The sequence below is a fragment of the Pinisolibacter sp. genome (assembly GCF_036782435.1).
Lineage (GTDB): Bacteria > Pseudomonadota > Alphaproteobacteria > Rhizobiales > Ancalomicrobiaceae > CALBKH01.
Genome location: NZ_DAIPZB010000009.1, coordinates 24,777 through 40,039, shown reverse-complemented (window position 1 = coordinate 40,039; position 15,263 = coordinate 24,777). Strand labels below are relative to the sequence as shown.

Genomic DNA, 15,263 nt, shown 5'->3' with positions numbered 1-15,263 from the left:
GAGGGTCGCTCGGGCGGGCGGCGAGGTACGGCAGCGCGGATCAGGCCGTCGCCAGCGCAGCCATCGGCACCGGGGCGGGGGCGCCGACGTCCGCGACCGGGCCACGGCCGGTCTTGGCCGCCGCGTCGAGGCCGAGCTGGAGGTCCTCGGTCGATAGGCCGAGGATCTCGGCCGGGGCGGCGCCGGTGTTGCGGCTACCCATGCGCACCAGCGCCCACAGGAAGCCGGCGAGCATCAGCACCCAGACGCCGAGCATCGCCTGCTGCGCCGCCACGTTGTCCGGGAAGGCCCACTGGTAGATCTTGTAGGTTTCGACCCAGCGGTTCTGCTCGAGGAAGGTCATGTGCCCCTTGTAGGCGAGCGTGAAGGGCAGATAGCCGACGGCAAAGCCGATCATGCCGACCCAGGTGTTGAGATAGCCGAGGCCGACGCGCATGTAGGAGCGGATCTCGCAGCCGATCAGCAGCACCGCTCCGAGGCCGATCAACAGGCCGCCGAAGACGTTGCCGAGGGTGAGCTGTTCCTTGAGGCCGCCCTCGAAGCCGGGCTTGGCGATGCCGGCGACCCACATCAGCCAGACGAAGCCGGCGACCAGAACCCACGAGGCGGTGACGCCGATGATCGGCAGATAGCCGCGCATCAGGGTGCGGGTGATGCGCGGCACGCCCATCGCCGCGAACTTGCCGTCGTTCCTGCGCATGGCGCCGGCGACTTCGAGGCTGACCAGGGCGCATTCGGTGCCGAAGCCGCTCTTCGACAGGCCGAAGCCCGCCACCACGCCGGCGATCAGCGTGATCACCGCATAGGCGAGGCCGACGTTGGCGAGCGACTTGCCGACCGAGGCGAGATTGCCCTTCTTGTCGAGGTGCTGCATCCACTCCGGATCGACCAGACCGCCCCACAGCGAGAAGCCGACGAAGGCGAGCACGAAGGTGAGGCTCAACCAGAAGATCGGCCGGCGGGTCGGACGATAGGCCGGATCGTAGCAGACGGTCTCGCCGGCGTCGCCGCGATTGGCCTCGCAATAGGAGCGCGTCTCCTGATGCTTGAAGTACTTGGCGAGCTCGAGCTTCTCCATGACGGGGAAGCCGAGCGCGCCGCCGATCGCCATGAAGAGCACGGTCACGAAGGAGTGGATGCTCATCAGGGGCATGCCGCCGAGGAGGTGGTTGAGGGTGCAACCACCGGCGAGCCGCGTGCCGTAGGAGAACAGCATGCCGCCGAAGAAGGCGACCCACAACACCCGCGCGGAGTACTTGACCCAGACCCGGCTCTCCTTCTCGAGCAGCGCGACGATCAGCCCGCCGAGGATCATGCCGAGGATCTGCCAGCCGACACCGGGCGCGAAGGCGCCGCCGGCGACCGGCTGACCGGCCGCGTTGGACAGGCCGTAGAGCTGGAAGTCGGGCAGGGCGAAGAGGTGATAGACGCCCACCTCCATCGATCGGAACATCGCGCCGAGATCGGTCGTCACCGTGATCGGCGTCAGCGTGCCGAGCTGGCCCGGCTTGGCGGAGTGGATCCACAGCGCCACCATGTAGACGATCTGCGCCACGCCGAAGGCGACGCCGGCCCAGAAGAAGGACCATTGCCGCGTCAACAAGTTTCTCATGTCACGTCCCCTGCTCGTCATTCGCGACGACACCCGCGGCGTCGTCCGTCGCAGGCAGAGGGGCAAGGCGCGTACCAGCGCGAAAAGTCCTTCGAAATCAGAGGGTGGCCGGGTGTGCCACGGGCCCGATCGGCCGCCTTCTGGCCGCTCCCGAGAGGGGCGTCGGCCAATTTCTGGCCGCCTCATACTGGGCTCACGATCTTCGGACCAGTCCGAGCATCGTGAGCATCACGGCCTGACCGGCCGACGCCGGTTCGGGGCTGCCTTCGCTGTCGAAGTTTCGAAAAGGTCGCAACTTCGACAGTTCGGTATCAGGGCTCGTCGGCGCTCGTCTCGGCGAGCTTGGCGCGCAGCGTCATGCGACTGATGTCGAGCACCTCGGCGGCGCGCGTCTTGTTGCCGCCGGCCCAGGCGACCACGGCGCGGGCATGCGCCGCTTCCGCCTCGGCGAGGCTCACCGGGGTGCCGTCGTCGCGGGTCAGCACCGTGTAGGAGGTGGTCGGCTCGACCGCGCCGGAGATCTCCGGCGGCAGCTGGCGCCGGCCGATCACCCCGTCGTCGGCGAGGATGGCGGCGCGCTCCATGACGTTGCGCAGTTCGCGGACGTTGCCGGGCCAGGCGTAGCGCTCGAGCAGGGCGTGGGTCTCGGCCCCGAGCGTCAGCCGATCGACATCCATCGCCGCCGCCACCCGCGACAGGAAGTGGCGGGCGAGCGGCAGGATGTCGGCGCGCCGCGCCCGGAGCGGCGGCACGTCGATCGCCGCGACGTTGAGCCGGTAATAGAGATCCTCGCGGAAGCGGCCGTCGCGCACCATCCGCGCGAGATCGCGATGGGTGGCGGCGACGAAGCGGACGTCGCTCGTCAGTTCCTTCTGCCCGCCGACCCGGCGGAAGGCGCCGGTCTCCAGCACCCGCAGCAGCTTGGGCTGCAACGCCGGCGAGAGGTCGCCGATCTCGTCGAGGAAGAGGACGCCGCCGTCGGCCAGTTCGATGAGGCCGCGCTTGGTCTGGCGGGCGTCGGTGAAGGCGCCGCGCTCGTGGCCGAAGAGCTCGGACTCGAGCAGGCCCTCCGGCAGCGCCGCGCAGTTGAGCGTCACCCACGGCCCCGAGGCCCGGTTCGACAGATCGTGGATCGACCGGGCGACGTACTCCTTGCCGGAGCCGGATTCGCCGCGGATCAGCACCGGCACGCGGCCGGCCGCCGCCACCCGACGGGTCATGTCGAGAAGCCCGGTGAAGGCCTCGCTGACGCCGACGACGTCGGCGGGCCGCGGCGCCGGTGCCTGGGCGCGGCGCCACGCCACCTCGTGCCGGAGCCGGCGCGTCTCGAGGGCGCGGCGCACCAATTCGGCGAGATCGTCGAGATCGAACGGCTTGGACAGCCAGTCGTAGGCGCCCGCCTGCAGGGCCGCGACGGCGGTGCGCACCTCCGGATAGGCGGTAGCTGGCCTTGCCCACCAGCGCCAACGCCTCGGCCGCAGTCGCGGCGGTGGCGACGGCATGGCCGCGATCGGTGAGGAACTCGCCGACGGTGAGGCGCAGCGTGGTGTCGTCCTCGACGATCAGGATCGGTTCGCTCATGCGGGGAAACCTGCGGCGGGCTCGGCCGAGGCGATCGGCCAGAAGAGGGTGAAGGTGGTGCCGACGCCTTCCTCGCTCGCCACCGCGATGCGGGCGCCGTGCTCGTCGACGATCTTGCGGACGATGGCGAGCCCCAGGCCGGAGCCGTCGGCGCGGGTGGTGAAGAAGGGCTCGAAGATGTGCGGCAGCACGTCGGGCGCGATGCCGCGACCGGTGTCGGCGACGTCGATACGGACGCGAGGTCCGTCGTCGGCGCCGGCGGTGATGGTCAGGCGCCCGCCCTCGGGCATGGCGCGCACCGCGTTGATCACCAGATTGAGCAGCAGTTGCTTCAACTGGTTGGGGTCGGCGTGGAGCCGCGGCAGGGTCTCGACCCCGTCGACGGCGATCGCCACGCCGTGGCTGCGCGCCTCCTTGGCGGTCCAGAACAGCACGTCCTCGAGCACGTCGGCGAGGGCGCAGGGTTCCGGCCGGCAGGTCGGCGGCGCGGCGAAGCCGTCGAAGGTGCGCAGGAAGCGGGCGAGCCGGTCGACCTCCGCCTCGAGGCGGGCGAGCACGACGCGGGCCGGCGGGGTGATGTCGCGGCGATGCTGCAAGGCCTGGGCGACCGCCTTCATGCCGGCGAGCGGGTTGCCGATCTCGTGGGCGAGGCCCATCGACAATTCGCCCAGCGTCGTCAGCTTGTCCATCTGGAACATCTGGTGGTCGAGTTCGCGCCGCTCGGCCTCGAGCCGACGTTCCTCGCCGACGTCGCGTAGCACCACGATGTAGCCGCCGTCGCCGTCGAGGGCGCGCACCGCCAGCGCGAACTGGCCGGCGCCCATGGTCATCGAGCGCCGCAACTCGCCGGTCTCGCCGGCCGCCCGCGCCGTCTCCGGCCAGCCGTGGCACCAGCGGACGATCGCCTCGCCGACCGGGTCGCCGTCGATGCCGAGGAGCTTCAGCGCCGCCGGGTTGGCGAGCGTCACCCGCCCGGCCTCGTCGATCGCCAGGATGCCGTCGGCGCTGTTCTCGATCACCGCGGCGAGGAAGGCGCGATCGTGATCGAGATCGCGGGTGCGGGCGCGGACGTCGTCCTCGAGCCGGTCGCGCTGGGCGGCGAGCGAGGCGACCATCGCCTGCAACTGCTCGGCCATGCGGTTGAACTGGGCGCCGAGCGCGGCGATCTCGTCGCGCCCGCCGATCTCGACCCGCCGAGTGAGATCGCCGCCGGCCAGCGCCTGCGCCTGTCGAGTCAGCCGGTCGAGCGGCCCGAGCAGATGGCGCGACAGGGCATAGCCGCCGGCGGCGGTGACGAGCAGCGCCGCGACCAGCACGGCATAGAGGCCGTGGAGATCGGCGACGGCGAAGAACAGGTCGCGCTCGGGCACGTCCATGGCGATCAGCCACTGGCCGTCACGGCCGGGCCCCGAGCCGCCGCCGCGCGGCGTCGCCACCGTGGCATGGGTGACGAGGCGGCCGGCGACCGAGCGGGTGCCCGACGCGCTCGCCAGGATGCTGGCGACGGTCGCCCGGTCCCAGCGCTCCGCCAGCCGATCGATCGGCAACATGTGGAAGGCGCTGCGCTCCTCGTCGGCACCGGCGGGCGCATCGCTCGAGCGGGCGAGGTAGGAGCCGGCGCGGTCGATCAGATAGGCGGTTCCGGCGCGCGCCGCCGCCATCTCCTGGAGCTGTTCGAGCAGCACCGCGGCATGGAGATTGGCGACCAGCAACCCGGCGACGCCGCCGTCGCGATCGGCGATCGGGGTGGCGAGGCGCACCACCGGATGTTCGGGCTGTTCGACCTTGCCGTATTCGATGTTGAGATCCATCGGCGAGACGTAGATCTCGCCAGGTGCGTATTTCAGCGCGTCGTGGAAGTAGTAGCGCTCGGATTTGTCCTGTAACTGATCGTGCGGTATGGAGAAGACGCTGTCACCGCGGCGCTTCACCCGCATCATCTCGCGCCCATCGAGGCCGATGAAGCGGATGTAGTAGAAGTGCGGGTAGTAGCGGGCGAGGACGGTGTAGTCCTTCTCCAATTGCAGGACGGCCTGCTCGATCTCGCCGGCGTCGCCGCGGCGGCGCGCCTCGACCAATTCGCCGAGCGAGCGCGAGGCGCCGAGATTGAGGAGCTCGGAGGCGAACTGATCGAAGAAGCGACCGACGCCGGAGGTGCGCACCGCCACCTCCTGCTCGAGATTGCGCAGCGTCTCCTGTTTCAGCGCCGACTGCGATCGCGTGATGCCGATGAGACCGGCGATCCCGGTGGGGATCACCGCCACCAGGAGGAAGACGACGTAGATGCGCCGCGACAGGCCGGCGAAGCGCGGCCGAACCGGAGCGGGAGCGTCCGAGGCGGGAGACGTCATGCCTCATGCTAGGCCGGTCGGCGCCCCCTCCGCAACCGATCCGGGCGCATTGCCAATCACGGGTCGGCGCGCCGACGCGCGACATCGGCGGCATGCGAGAAGATCAGCAGGCTGCGGCCGGCGCGGTGGCGCTCGACGGCGTCCATGACGGCGCGCGCCGTCGCCGCGTCGAGGCCCTCGGTCGGCTCGTCGAGGACGAGGACGCGGGCCTCGGCGCGCAAGAGCAGGCGGGCGAGCGCCAGCCGGCGGATCTCGCCGCCGGAGAGTTTCGCCCCGCCGGGGCCGACGAAGGTGGAAAGACCGGCCGGCATCGCCGCGATCGTCGCCGCGAGCCCGGCGTCGGCGAGGGCGGCGGCGAGGTCGGCATCGCTCGCGCCGGGCGCGACCGCCCTGAGGTTCTCGGCGATCGAGGCGGCAAAGAGATGCGGGCGCTGCGGCATCACCGCGACGACGCGGCGCAGATCCGCGAGGGCGAGATCGGCGAGGGCGACGCCGCCGAGGCGGATCTCGCCTTCGTCGGGATCGCGCGCCCGCACCAGGAGGTCGGCGAGCGTCGACTTGCCCCAACCGCTCGGCCGCGAGATCACCTCGACCGCGCCCTGCGGCAGGTGGAGATCGACCCCGGCCAGCACCGGCGCCGATCGCCCGGGGCGGCGGACGACAAGCGCCCGGGCGTCGAGATCGAAGCGTTCGGGCAAGGGTCGCGGCCTCGGCGGATCGGCGACCGGCGGCGGACGGTCGGCGAGCGCGAAGAGCCGGCGCAGGGCGGCGAGCATGCCGGGCAGCGCGGCGGCGGCGACCGCCACCGGCGTCGTCGCCTCGAAGGCGGCGGCGACGACCAGCAGCAGGGCGGTGAGATCGGGCCCGGCGAGATCGCCACGCCCGAGCGCCACCGCCGCCAGCACGACGAAGAGCCCGAGGGCGGCGTCGCGGGCGAGGCCCTGGCCGACCCGCCCGAGCGTGTCGGCGCGCGCCACCCGGCGTTCGTCGGCGAGACGGGCGTCGAGCCGCGCGACGAGGTCGGCGGCGCGGCGGCGTTCGTCGCCGGTGAGGAGCAGGGTGGCGAGCCCGTCGAGATGGTCGGAGACGCCGCGCCGGAGGACGGTCGCGGCCGCGGTCTCGCGGCGGCCGGCATCGGCGGCGGCGCGGGCGGCGAGGAAGGGCAGGGCGAGGCCGCCGAGGCCGAGGAGGGCCGCGACCGCGATCCCCGGCGCCGCCCCGGCCCACAGCGCCACCGCGACCACCACCCCGACGGCGACGATCGCGGCGACGCCGAGCGGCACGACGAGGCGCAGGAAGACGAGTTCGAGCCGGTCGACGTCGAGCTTCAGCCGGCCGGCGACCTCGGCCGAGCGCAGCTCGTCGAGCCCGGCCGGGGCGATCGCCGCGAGGCGGCGGAAGAGTTCGGTGCGGGTGAGGGCGAGGAGGCGGAAGGTCGCCTCGTGGCCGAGCACCCGGTCGGCCCAGCGCCCGCCGGTGCGCAGGATGGCGGAGAAGCGGATGATCGCCGAGGGGGTGAAGTAGTTCATCGTGGCGTGGGCGAGCCCGGCCGCCGCCATGGCGGTGACGAACCAGCCGGCGGTCGCCATCAGCGCCAGATCGGCGAGGGTGGTGATCAACGACACGGCGAAGGCGAGGGCGAGCCAGGGCGCCGCACCGCGCCACAGGCGGACGAGGCGGAGGAGATCACCCATCGTGCGCCTCCTCTCCCGTCATGGCGTCGGCGCGAAGCCGCGGCAGGATCTCCGCCGGTGGCCCGCTCGCCACGACGCGGCCGCCCTCGAGCACCACGACCCGGTCGACGGTCGCGAGCGTGTCGAGCCGGTGGGCGATGGTGAGGGCGGTGCGGCCGCGCGCCAGATCGGCGATCGCCGCGACGAGCCGTCGCTCGGTCTCGGCGTCGAGATGGGCGGTCGGTTCGTCGAAGAGGACGAGCGGGCCGGGCGCATAGGCGGCGCGCGCCAGGGCGAGGCGCTGCGCCTCGCCGCCGGAGACGTCGCGGCCACGCTCGCCGAGGGCCGTCTCGGCGCCGGCCGGCAGGCGCTCGACGAAGTCGGCCCCGGCGACGGCCAGCGCCCGGGCGACGTCCCGGGCGCGATCGCCGGAAGGCGGCGGGCGGCCCATCGCGACGGCGTCGGCGATGCTGCCCTCGAAGAAGGCCGGGGTCTGCGGCAGATGGACGAGGCCCGCGCGCCAGGTGCGCCGGTCGATCGCCGCGAGCGGCCGGCCGTCGACGAGAATGCGGCCGGCGGTCGGCTCGAGGAAGCCGGCGAGGAGGGCGAAGACGGTGCTCTTGCCCGCCCCTGAGCGCCCGACCAGGGCGACATGCTCGCCGGCGGCGACGTCGAGATCGAAGCCCTCGAGCGCGACGCGGCCGTCGGAATGGACGACGCGGACGCCCTCGAAGCGCAGCGCCAGCGGGCCGGACGGCGCCGGCTCGCTGCCGTCGGCGGCGCGGTCGCCGGCATCGGCGAGGAGATCGGCGATGGCGTCGAGGGCGGCGTGGGCCTCGATCCGGGCGTGGCGGCGCACGCCGATATCGCGCAGCGGCGCGAAGAACTCCGGGGCGAGCATCAGCACCAGGAAGCCGGTGGCGAAGTCGAGGCTGCCCCACATCAGGCGGAAGCCGACGGCGATCGCCACCCCGGCGATGGCGCCGGTGGCGACGAATTCCAGCACCAGCGCCGAGAGGAAGGCGAGGCGCAGCACCGCCATGGTCTCGCGGCCATAGGCGGTGGCGCTCGCCGCGACCGCCGCGATCGCCCGGTCGGCGGTGCCGGCGAGGCGGGTCTCGGGTAGGCCGCGGATCTGGTCGAGGAGATGGCCGCCGAGGCGGGCGAGGCTCGCCCAGGCGCGGCCGCTCGCCTCCTCGGCGCCGCGCCCGGCGAGGACGGCGAGCCAGACCAGCAGCGGCAGGGCGATGAAGAGCAGCACGGCGGCGAGCCGATCGGCGAGCGCCACGACGGCGAGCACGGCGAGCGGCACCACGACGGCGCGGGTCGCCGCCGGTTGCCACGACCGCCACAGCGGCGCGACGCCGTCGACCGCCTCGGTGAGCGTGGCGACGACCGTGCCGGGGTAGCGGTCGGCGAGGCGGACCGGGCCGAGGTCGCGGAGGCGGTCGAGGAGCCGCGCCAGGAGGTGGCGCCGCACCCGGGCGGCGGCCTCGAAGCCGAGGTGGTCGAAGGTCCAGGTCGCGCCGGCGCGGAGGCAGGCGAGGCCGGCGAGGAGACCCAGCGGCGCGGCGAGGTCGCCGACGGTGGCGCCGTGGAAGATGACGGCGTCGACGAGATGGGCGATCGCCGCGGCGAAGGCGACCGTGGCGAGGCCGGCGACGGCGGCGGCGACGCTCACCCCCGCCGCGCGCCACCCGACGACCGGGGCGAGCGAGACGAGGAGCGCCGCTCGCGCGGACGGGATCGTCGGGGCGGGTGCGGTCAAGGCGGTGTCTCGGAAGCGAGGAGACCGGAGCGGATCACGGGGCGCACGATCCGCTCCGGCGCAGGAGCCTCGGCCGCCCTTGCCGGCGGCCGAGGCGCGAACGCGTGTCAGTCGGTCGAGCCGTCGCGGTCGAGCCCATCCTGGAACTCGTACCACATCACGTTGATGACCCCGATCGCCGCGGCAGCGGTGACCCCGAGGATCCAGGCGAAGTACCACATGAGCCGTTCTCCTCGGTCAGTAGGCCGAATGGGCGCGGGTTTCGATCTCGGCGGCGGTCACCCGCCCCCACATCTGGGCGTAGCACCACACGGTGTAGCCGAGCACGATCGGCAGGAAGATCACCACGGCCCAGAACATCACCGTCAGGGTGAGGTGGCTGGAGGCGGCGTCCCACACCGTCAGGCTCGAGCGCGGATCGAGGCTCGACGGCATGACGAAGGGGAACATCGAGATCCCCGCCGTGCCGATGATGCCGACCATGCCGAGGGCGCTGGTGACGAAGGCGAGGCCGGGGCGGGCGGCACGGGCGAGGAGCGCCGTGGCGAGCGGACCGACGAGCCCGAGGGCGGGCACGAGGACGGCGATCGGCAGTCGCGCGTAGACGTCGAGCCAGGCGCCGGGGGCGCGGACCACCTCCTTGGCGAGCGGATTGGGCAGCGCCCCGTGCGACGGCTCGGCGACGATGCGATAGCCGTCGATGCCGAGCCACAGCCACACCCCGGCGAGCGCGAAGGCGAGGGTGACGATGGGCGCCGCCACCACGACGAAGCTCCGCGCCCGCGCCGCCACCGCGCCGGAGGCTCGCAGTTGCAGCCAGGTGCCGCCGTGGACGGTGAGCATCGCCAGACTGATGACGCCGGCGAGCAGCGCGAAGGGGTTGAGCAACGGCAGCAGCGCGGTCAAGAGCGAGCCCTGGTAGTGGGCCCGCAACAGCTCGTCGAGCCGGAACGGCACCCCCTGGAGCAGATTGCCGAAGGCGACGCCGAAGATCAGCGCCGGGATGGTGCCGCCGGCGAACAGACCCCAGTCCCAGGCGCTGCGCCACCTCGGGTCGGCGATCTTCGAGCGGTAGTCGAAGCCGACCGGGCGGAAGAACAGGGCGAAGAGCACCAGCAGCATCGCCATGTAGAAGCCCGAGAAGGCGGCGGCATAGACCGCCGGCCAAGCGGCGAAGATGGCGCCGCCGGCGGTGATGAACCACACCTGGTTGCCGTCCCAGTGCGGGCCGACGGTGTTGATGGCGATGCGCCGTTCGACGTCGGTCTTGCCGACGAAGGGGAGCAGGGTGCCCACCCCCATGTCCATGCCGTCGGTGATGGCGAAGCCGATCAGCAGCGCGCCGACGAGCACCCACCAGACGAGTTTCAGGGTTTCGTAGTCGAGCATGGCTCTCTCCTCGGGGTCATTCAGCCGGGGCGGCGAGGGCGCCGCGCTCGAAGTGGTAGCGGCCGGTGCCGAGCGAGCTCGGGCCGAGGCGGGCGAACTTCACCATCAGGTACACCTCGATGACCAACAGCAGCGTGTAGAAGGTCAGGAAGCCGACCAACGAGAAGATCAGATCGCCGACGGTCAGGCTCGAGGTGGCCAGGAAGGTCGGCAGCACCTCGCCGATCGCCCAGGGCTGGCGGCCGAACTCGGCGACGAACCAACCGAGTTCGCAGGCGAGCCACGGCGCCGGCAGCATCGCCACGGCGAGGCGCAGGAACCAACGGTTCTGCTCCAGCCGCTTGGTGGCGTTGAGCCAGAAGCCGGCGGCGAAGGTGAAGAGCATCAGGAAGCCGAGCGCCACCATGATGCGGAACGACCAGAACAGCGGCCACACCGTCGGGATGGTCGAGGCCGCCGCCGCCTTGATCTCGGCCTCGCCGGCCTTGGTCGGATCCTCGACGAACTGCTTGAGCAGCAGGCCGAAGCCGATGTCGCGGGCATGGGCGTCGAAAGTGGCGCGGGTCTCGGGCGACTTGTCGCCGGCGCGGATCTTCTGCAGGGCGCCGTAGGCGATCTGGCCGGAGCGGATCCGCGCCTCGTGGTTCTTCTCGAGGTCGTCGAGGCCGACGACGGGTTTGTCGAGCGAGCGGGTGGCGATGAGGCCGAGCGCCCAGGGGAGCTTGATCGCCGACGTCGTCTCGCGCGCCTCCTGATCGGGCAGGCCGAAGAGTGTGAAGGAGGCGGGCGCGATTTCCGTCTTCCACTCCGCCTCGATGGCGGCGAGCTTGACCTTCTGGACGTCGCCGAGCTCGTAGCCGCTCTCGTCGCCGAGCACGATCACCGACAGCGAGGCGGCGAGGCCGAAGCCGACGGCGACCGCGAAGGAGCGTCGGGCGAAGGCGAGGTCGCGGCCTTTCAGGATGTACCAGGACGAGATCGCCATGACGAAGACCGAGGCGGTGACGTAGCCGGCGGCGACGGTGTGGACGAACTTCACCTGGGCGACCGGATTGAGGAAGACCTCGGCGAAGGAGGTCATCTCCATGCGCATGGTCTCCGGCGAGAACACCGAGCCGATCGGGTTCTGCATCCAGCCGTTGGCGACCAGGATCCACAGCGCCGACAGATTGGAGCCGAGCGCGGTGAAGAAGGTCACGGCGAGGTGCTTGCGCTTCGACAGCTTGTCCCAGCCGAGGAAGAACAGGCCGATGAAGGTGCTCTCCAGGAAGAAGGCCATCAGGCCCTCGATGGCGAGCGGCGCGCCGAACACGTCACCGACGTAATGGGAGTAATAGGACCAGTTGGTGCCGAACTCGAACTCCATGGTGAGGCCGGTGGTGACACCGAGGGCGAAGTTGATGCCGAACAACTTGCCCCAGAACTTGGTCATGTCCTTGTAGATCTCCTTGCCCGTCATGACGTAGACGGTCTCCATGATGACCAGGAGCCAGGAGATGCCGAGGGTGAGCGGCACGAAGAGGAAATGGTAGAGCGCCGTCGCGGCGAACTGCCAGCGCGACAGTTCCACGAATGTCGGATCGATCATGACGGTCGACGTCCTTTGTCGGGAGCGGGGCCGACCGAAGCCGACTGAACGACAACGGCACCCCTCAAACATCGATAACGAATACAAGAATAAACATATATTATCGATAAAGGAATTGAAACCTTGGTCGAAACGCCCCGGCGCGGGACCGCCCATGCGCCGCGCCAATCCGGTCAAATAATTGTTTTAAAAGAGAAAAATACCAGAGACGGTACTCGCTCGCCGCCCGCCGAGACCGAACGCCGCACCTCGCCCGCCGAGACGACGGCGGCCGGCGAGGGTGTCGCCGGCCGCCGGTCGCTCCAGGATCGCGCCGCCTCAGCGGAAGGCGCGCAGGTAGTAGCCTTCGAAGAAGCGCTTCAGCCAATGGAAGACCTTCATCTTCGGGCCGACGAAGTTGAAGCGCGGATTGCGGAACACCAGCATGCCGGCGTCGAGCGTGTCGACGATGCAGATCAGCTCCGGGCGGAAGTCGGTCACGGGTTCGCGGCCGGCGAGGACGGCGGCGAGATTGGCGGAGGCCGCCGCGGCCTGGAGGTCGGCCTGATGGGCCTGCTTCGGCATCCAGTCGGGTCCGGGGAAGGAGCCGGAATCGCCGACCACCCAGGTGTTCGGCCGGCCCTCGACCCGGCATTTGGTGTCGGCGACGATCATGCCGCCGGGCGACAACGGCAGATCGGAGTTCCCCAGGAACGCCGGACCGGTCAGCCCGGGCATGAACAGGATCAGATCGGCGTCGATCTCGCCGCCCTCGGTGACGACCTTCTTCTCCTCGATCCGCACCATCTTGTGGCCGAGGTGGGTGAGGATGTCGCGCTTCTTCATCTCGGCGAGGAGGCCGTCGACCGCCTTCGGCCCCAGGCGGGCGCCGGGGCGCTCGGCGGGATTGAAGAAGACCAACGAGAACTTCTCGCGCCGGCCCTGCTGCCTGAGCAGGGTGTCGATGATGAACAGGAATTCGAACATCGGCCCGCCGCGCATGGCGCCCTGCTCGGCCGGGTTGGTGGCGAAGCCGATGGCGATGGTGCCGCCGTCGAGGGCGTCGAGGCGGCGCTCGATCTCCTCGCCGACGGCGATGCCCTCGCAAGGGATCAGGGCGTGCTCGATCCCCGGCAGCTTGCGGATGAAGCGGCCGCCGGTGGCGACGATCAGGTGATCGTTGCGGAACTCGCCGGCATCGGTCGACACGAGCCGACCGCCCTCGGCGATCCCGGTGACCGAGGCCTGGACGAAGTCGACGCGCGTTTCGGCGAAGAAGTGATCGAGCGGGATCTTCAGATCCGCTCCCTTGCGCAAATGGGTCGGGATCCAGATCGTGCTCGGCAGATAGTGCAGCTCGCGACGCGGCGAGATCATGGTGATCTTCGCCGTCACGCCCTTGCGGCGCAGCTGGCGGGCGGCGGTGAGGGCGGCGAAGCCCGACCCCAGAATGGCGATGGTGGTCACGCGACCCCTCCTCTGAAACGTTGACCGGCGGTCCATCGTCTGAACGCGGGCAGGTGACGATCGCGGGACGCCTCCATCAGCCGCATGAAGAGCGCGACGAGATCGGGCCGCTCGGCGACCGCCGGCAGCAGGCGGTCGACGTAGAGACCGACGTTGTCGATCTCCGCCTCGACCGCGATGTCGCAGGCGCAGGCGACCGAAGCCGGAACCTCGGCGCGGATCTCCGGTGAGCCGAGATGGCGGTTTTCCGGCACGGCGCGGCCGTCGGTCCGCAACACGGCGGCGAGCGCCGCGGCGTGTCGCCCCTCCGCCTCGACGATGTGGGCGAAGGGCATGGCGTCGGGGAAGCGGTCGAGCACCGCCGCATAGAAGGCGAGGGCGCGATATTCGTCGTCGAGCGCCTCGACCACGGCGACGTGCTCGGCGTTGGTCAAGGGGCGCGACGCGCCGATCGTCGGCAGGGCGCAGGTTCCGTGACCCTGGCCACGCCCCCGGCCGTGCCGACTCGGGCCGCGCCCGCAGCCGTGACCGTCTGTGACGGAGTTCGATGTGACGTACATGGTGATCCTCCAGGAACCGATGGCCTCGGGGTGGGGTGGTGCCGCGAAATCATCACTCGCCGCGTTCGAACGCCGACGAGACCCGATCGAGCGAGGCTTCGCCGGCGGTTCCGACCGAACCGGCTTGCGGCCATCGAATGACGGCTTCAGAATAGCCCTATAAGTTTTATGTGCAATATATGTTTGGGTGAGCCGATGCGTATGAATGCCGCAACCAACGGCGCCTTCCGCATTCTGATGATCTGCCGCACCAATCGCCTGGTGGCGATGCAGGAGATGGTCGAACGCCTGGGCCTGGCCGAGGCGCTGGTGCTGAAGTCGTGCTTCACCCTGATGCAGGCCGGGTTTCTCGAAGGCAAGCGCGGTCGCGGCGGCGGCTATCGGCTGGCGCGCGATCCGGCGACGATCCGTCTGACCGAGGTGGTCGACGCCTTCGAGCCCGAAGAAAACCTCTTTCCCTGTCGACTGAGGACCGATCGGGAATGCCGGATCGTCGGTCTGTGCAAGCTGCGACGGGCCTGCGAACGCGCCTACGGCGTCTTCCGCGCCGAACTCGATCGCCTGACGGTCGCCGATCTCGCGCTCGACGATTCGCCGCCGACCGCCACGCTCAGCGCCGCGCCTCCGCCTCGCGACAGCCGCTCGGCGGCGTCGGCCTGAGGTCGAGGACGTCGAGCAGATCGTCTCCGTTGTCGGAGATGTCGGCGAGCGTCATCTCGTCGAGCACCGACAGGAAGGCTTCGGTCGACTTGATGAGCGCCGGCCGCAGGCGACAGCGCGCGGTCAGCGGGCAGGCGCCCGCGTCGTCGTCGAAACACTCGGCGATGGCGAAGCCGTCCTCGGTGCGGCGGATGACCTCGCCGAGCGAGATCGTCGCGGCCGGCCGAACCAGACGAAAGCCGCCGCCGTTGCCGCGCACCGTCTCCAGAAAGCCCCACAGCCCCAACTGGTGCACGCATTTGACGAGGTGCGCCTTGGAAATCGAGAAGGCGTCGGCGACGTCCTGAATGGTGGTCAGCGCCGGGTGGCGCGCCGCGGCGATCATGAGGATGCGGAGCGTGAAGTTAGAATAGCTGGTCAGCCGCATCGCGCGATTCGTTCCGAAGTCCTTCGCCGGCGATCACCCGGGATCGAACCATGGGCGAGGACGAATAGGTCATATCAGCATCGGTGATTTCGCGGAAGGCATGCGACAGAAAGTGCACGAGAGCCCGACCCCGAACTGGGTGAGGAATCGCGCGGTTCGTTAGACCGGCGATGCCCACCTTCGTCAGGGATTCGAACCGGTGACTACC

12 protein-coding genes are annotated in these 15,263 nt (G+C 70.7%); 1 reads left to right on the top strand and 11 read right to left on the bottom strand.

Going from position 1 to position 15,263, the window contains the following annotated elements; genetic code table 11:
- Positions 1 to 40: 40 nt before the first annotated feature.
- The 10 genes from V7Q42_RS05570 to V7Q42_RS05525 form a co-directional block, all read right to left on the bottom strand.
- Positions 41 to 1,798 carry a YeeE/YedE thiosulfate transporter family protein gene (locus V7Q42_RS05570; protein ID WP_333822960.1) on the bottom strand — a complete coding sequence of 586 codons (1,758 nt, stop codon included), beginning with the start codon at positions 1,796 to 1,798 and terminating at the stop codon, positions 41 to 43.
- A 125-nt stretch (positions 1,799 to 1,923) separates the two neighbouring features.
- Entirely contained in the window at positions 1,924 to 3,114 is a 1,191-nt protein-coding gene (locus V7Q42_RS05565) for a sigma-54 dependent transcriptional regulator (protein WP_333822959.1), read from the bottom strand.
- 75 nt (positions 3,115 to 3,189) lie between these two features.
- Entirely contained in the window at positions 3,190 to 5,544 is a 2,355-nt protein-coding gene (locus tag V7Q42_RS05560) for an ATP-binding protein (RefSeq protein ID WP_333822958.1), read from the bottom strand.
- A gap of 56 nt (positions 5,545 to 5,600) precedes the next feature.
- Positions 5,601 to 7,238 (bottom strand): thiol reductant ABC exporter subunit CydC, encoded by a 1,638-nt coding sequence (gene cydC, locus V7Q42_RS05555; protein ID WP_333822957.1) that lies wholly within the window; start codon positions 7,236 to 7,238, stop codon positions 5,601 to 5,603.
- Positions 7,231 to 8,985, bottom strand: a complete 1,755-nt coding sequence (gene cydD / locus V7Q42_RS05550; RefSeq protein WP_333822956.1) for a thiol reductant ABC exporter subunit CydD — start codon at positions 8,983 to 8,985, stop codon at positions 7,231 to 7,233. Before cydD ends, cydC begins: the two co-directional genes overlap by 8 nt.
- Before the next feature lie 107 nt (positions 8,986 to 9,092).
- Entirely contained in the window at positions 9,093 to 9,206 is a 114-nt protein-coding gene (gene cydX, locus V7Q42_RS05545; RefSeq protein WP_333822955.1) for a cytochrome bd-I oxidase subunit CydX, read from the bottom strand.
- 16 nt (positions 9,207 to 9,222) lie between these two features.
- Positions 9,223 to 10,374 carry a cytochrome d ubiquinol oxidase subunit II gene (cydB, locus tag V7Q42_RS05540; protein WP_333822954.1) on the bottom strand — a complete coding sequence of 384 codons (1,152 nt, stop codon included), beginning with the start codon at positions 10,372 to 10,374 and terminating at the stop codon, positions 9,223 to 9,225.
- 16 nt (positions 10,375 to 10,390) lie between these two features.
- Entirely contained in the window at positions 10,391 to 11,959 is a 1,569-nt protein-coding gene (locus V7Q42_RS05535) for a cytochrome ubiquinol oxidase subunit I (protein ID WP_442958166.1), read from the bottom strand.
- Positions 11,960 to 12,280: 321 nt separating this feature from the next.
- A complete protein-coding gene (locus V7Q42_RS05530; protein ID WP_333822952.1) occupies positions 12,281 to 13,408 on the bottom strand; it encodes an NAD(P)/FAD-dependent oxidoreductase in 1,128 nt (375 codons plus the stop codon).
- Complete coding sequence (locus V7Q42_RS05525; RefSeq protein ID WP_333822951.1) at positions 13,405 to 13,968, bottom strand: ferritin-like domain-containing protein; 564 nt, start codon at positions 13,966 to 13,968, stop codon at positions 13,405 to 13,407. Before V7Q42_RS05525 ends, V7Q42_RS05530 begins: the two co-directional genes overlap by 4 nt.
- A 195-nt stretch (positions 13,969 to 14,163) precedes the next feature.
- Between V7Q42_RS05525 and V7Q42_RS05520 the strand changes: the two genes are divergently transcribed.
- Entirely contained in the window at positions 14,164 to 14,628 is a 465-nt protein-coding gene (locus tag V7Q42_RS05520; RefSeq protein WP_333822950.1) for an Rrf2 family transcriptional regulator, read from the top strand.
- Here V7Q42_RS05520 and V7Q42_RS05515 read toward each other — a convergent pair.
- Complete coding sequence (locus tag V7Q42_RS05515) at positions 14,579 to 15,055, bottom strand: Rrf2 family transcriptional regulator (RefSeq protein WP_333822949.1); 477 nt, start codon at positions 15,053 to 15,055, stop codon at positions 14,579 to 14,581. The genes V7Q42_RS05520 and V7Q42_RS05515 overlap by 50 nt on opposite strands.
- Positions 15,056 to 15,263: the final 208 nt, after the last annotated feature.

What these genes read in the sequence shown, in the direction of transcription:
- V7Q42_RS05565 (WP_333822959.1), bottom strand. Translation starts at nt 3,114, where the DNA reads ATGCCGTCGCCACCGCCGCGACTGCGGCCGAGGCGTTGGCGCTGGTGG.
- cydX (WP_333822955.1), bottom strand. Translation starts at nt 9,206, where the DNA reads ATGTGGTACTTCGCCTGGATCCTCGGGGTCACCGCTGCCGCGGCGATC.
- cydC (WP_333822957.1), bottom strand. Translation starts at nt 7,238, where the DNA reads ATGGGTGATCTCCTCCGCCTCGTCCGCCTGTGGCGCGGTGCGGCGCCC.
- cydB (WP_333822954.1), bottom strand. Translation starts at nt 10,374, where the DNA reads ATGCTCGACTACGAAACCCTGAAACTCGTCTGGTGGGTGCTCGTCGGC.
- V7Q42_RS05515 (WP_333822949.1), bottom strand. Translation starts at nt 15,055, where the DNA reads ATGCGGCTGACCAGCTATTCTAACTTCACGCTCCGCATCCTCATGATC.
- V7Q42_RS05570 (WP_333822960.1), bottom strand. Translation starts at nt 1,798, where the DNA reads ATGAGGCGGCCAGAAATTGGCCGACGCCCCTCTCGGGAGCGGCCAGAA.
- V7Q42_RS05520 (WP_333822950.1), top strand. Translation starts at nt 14,164, where the DNA reads ATGCGTATGAATGCCGCAACCAACGGCGCCTTCCGCATTCTGATGATC.
- V7Q42_RS05560 (WP_333822958.1), bottom strand. Translation starts at nt 5,544, where the DNA reads ATGACGTCTCCCGCCTCGGACGCTCCCGCTCCGGTTCGGCCGCGCTTC.
- V7Q42_RS05525 (WP_333822951.1), bottom strand. Translation starts at nt 13,968, where the DNA reads ATGTACGTCACATCGAACTCCGTCACAGACGGTCACGGCTGCGGGCGC.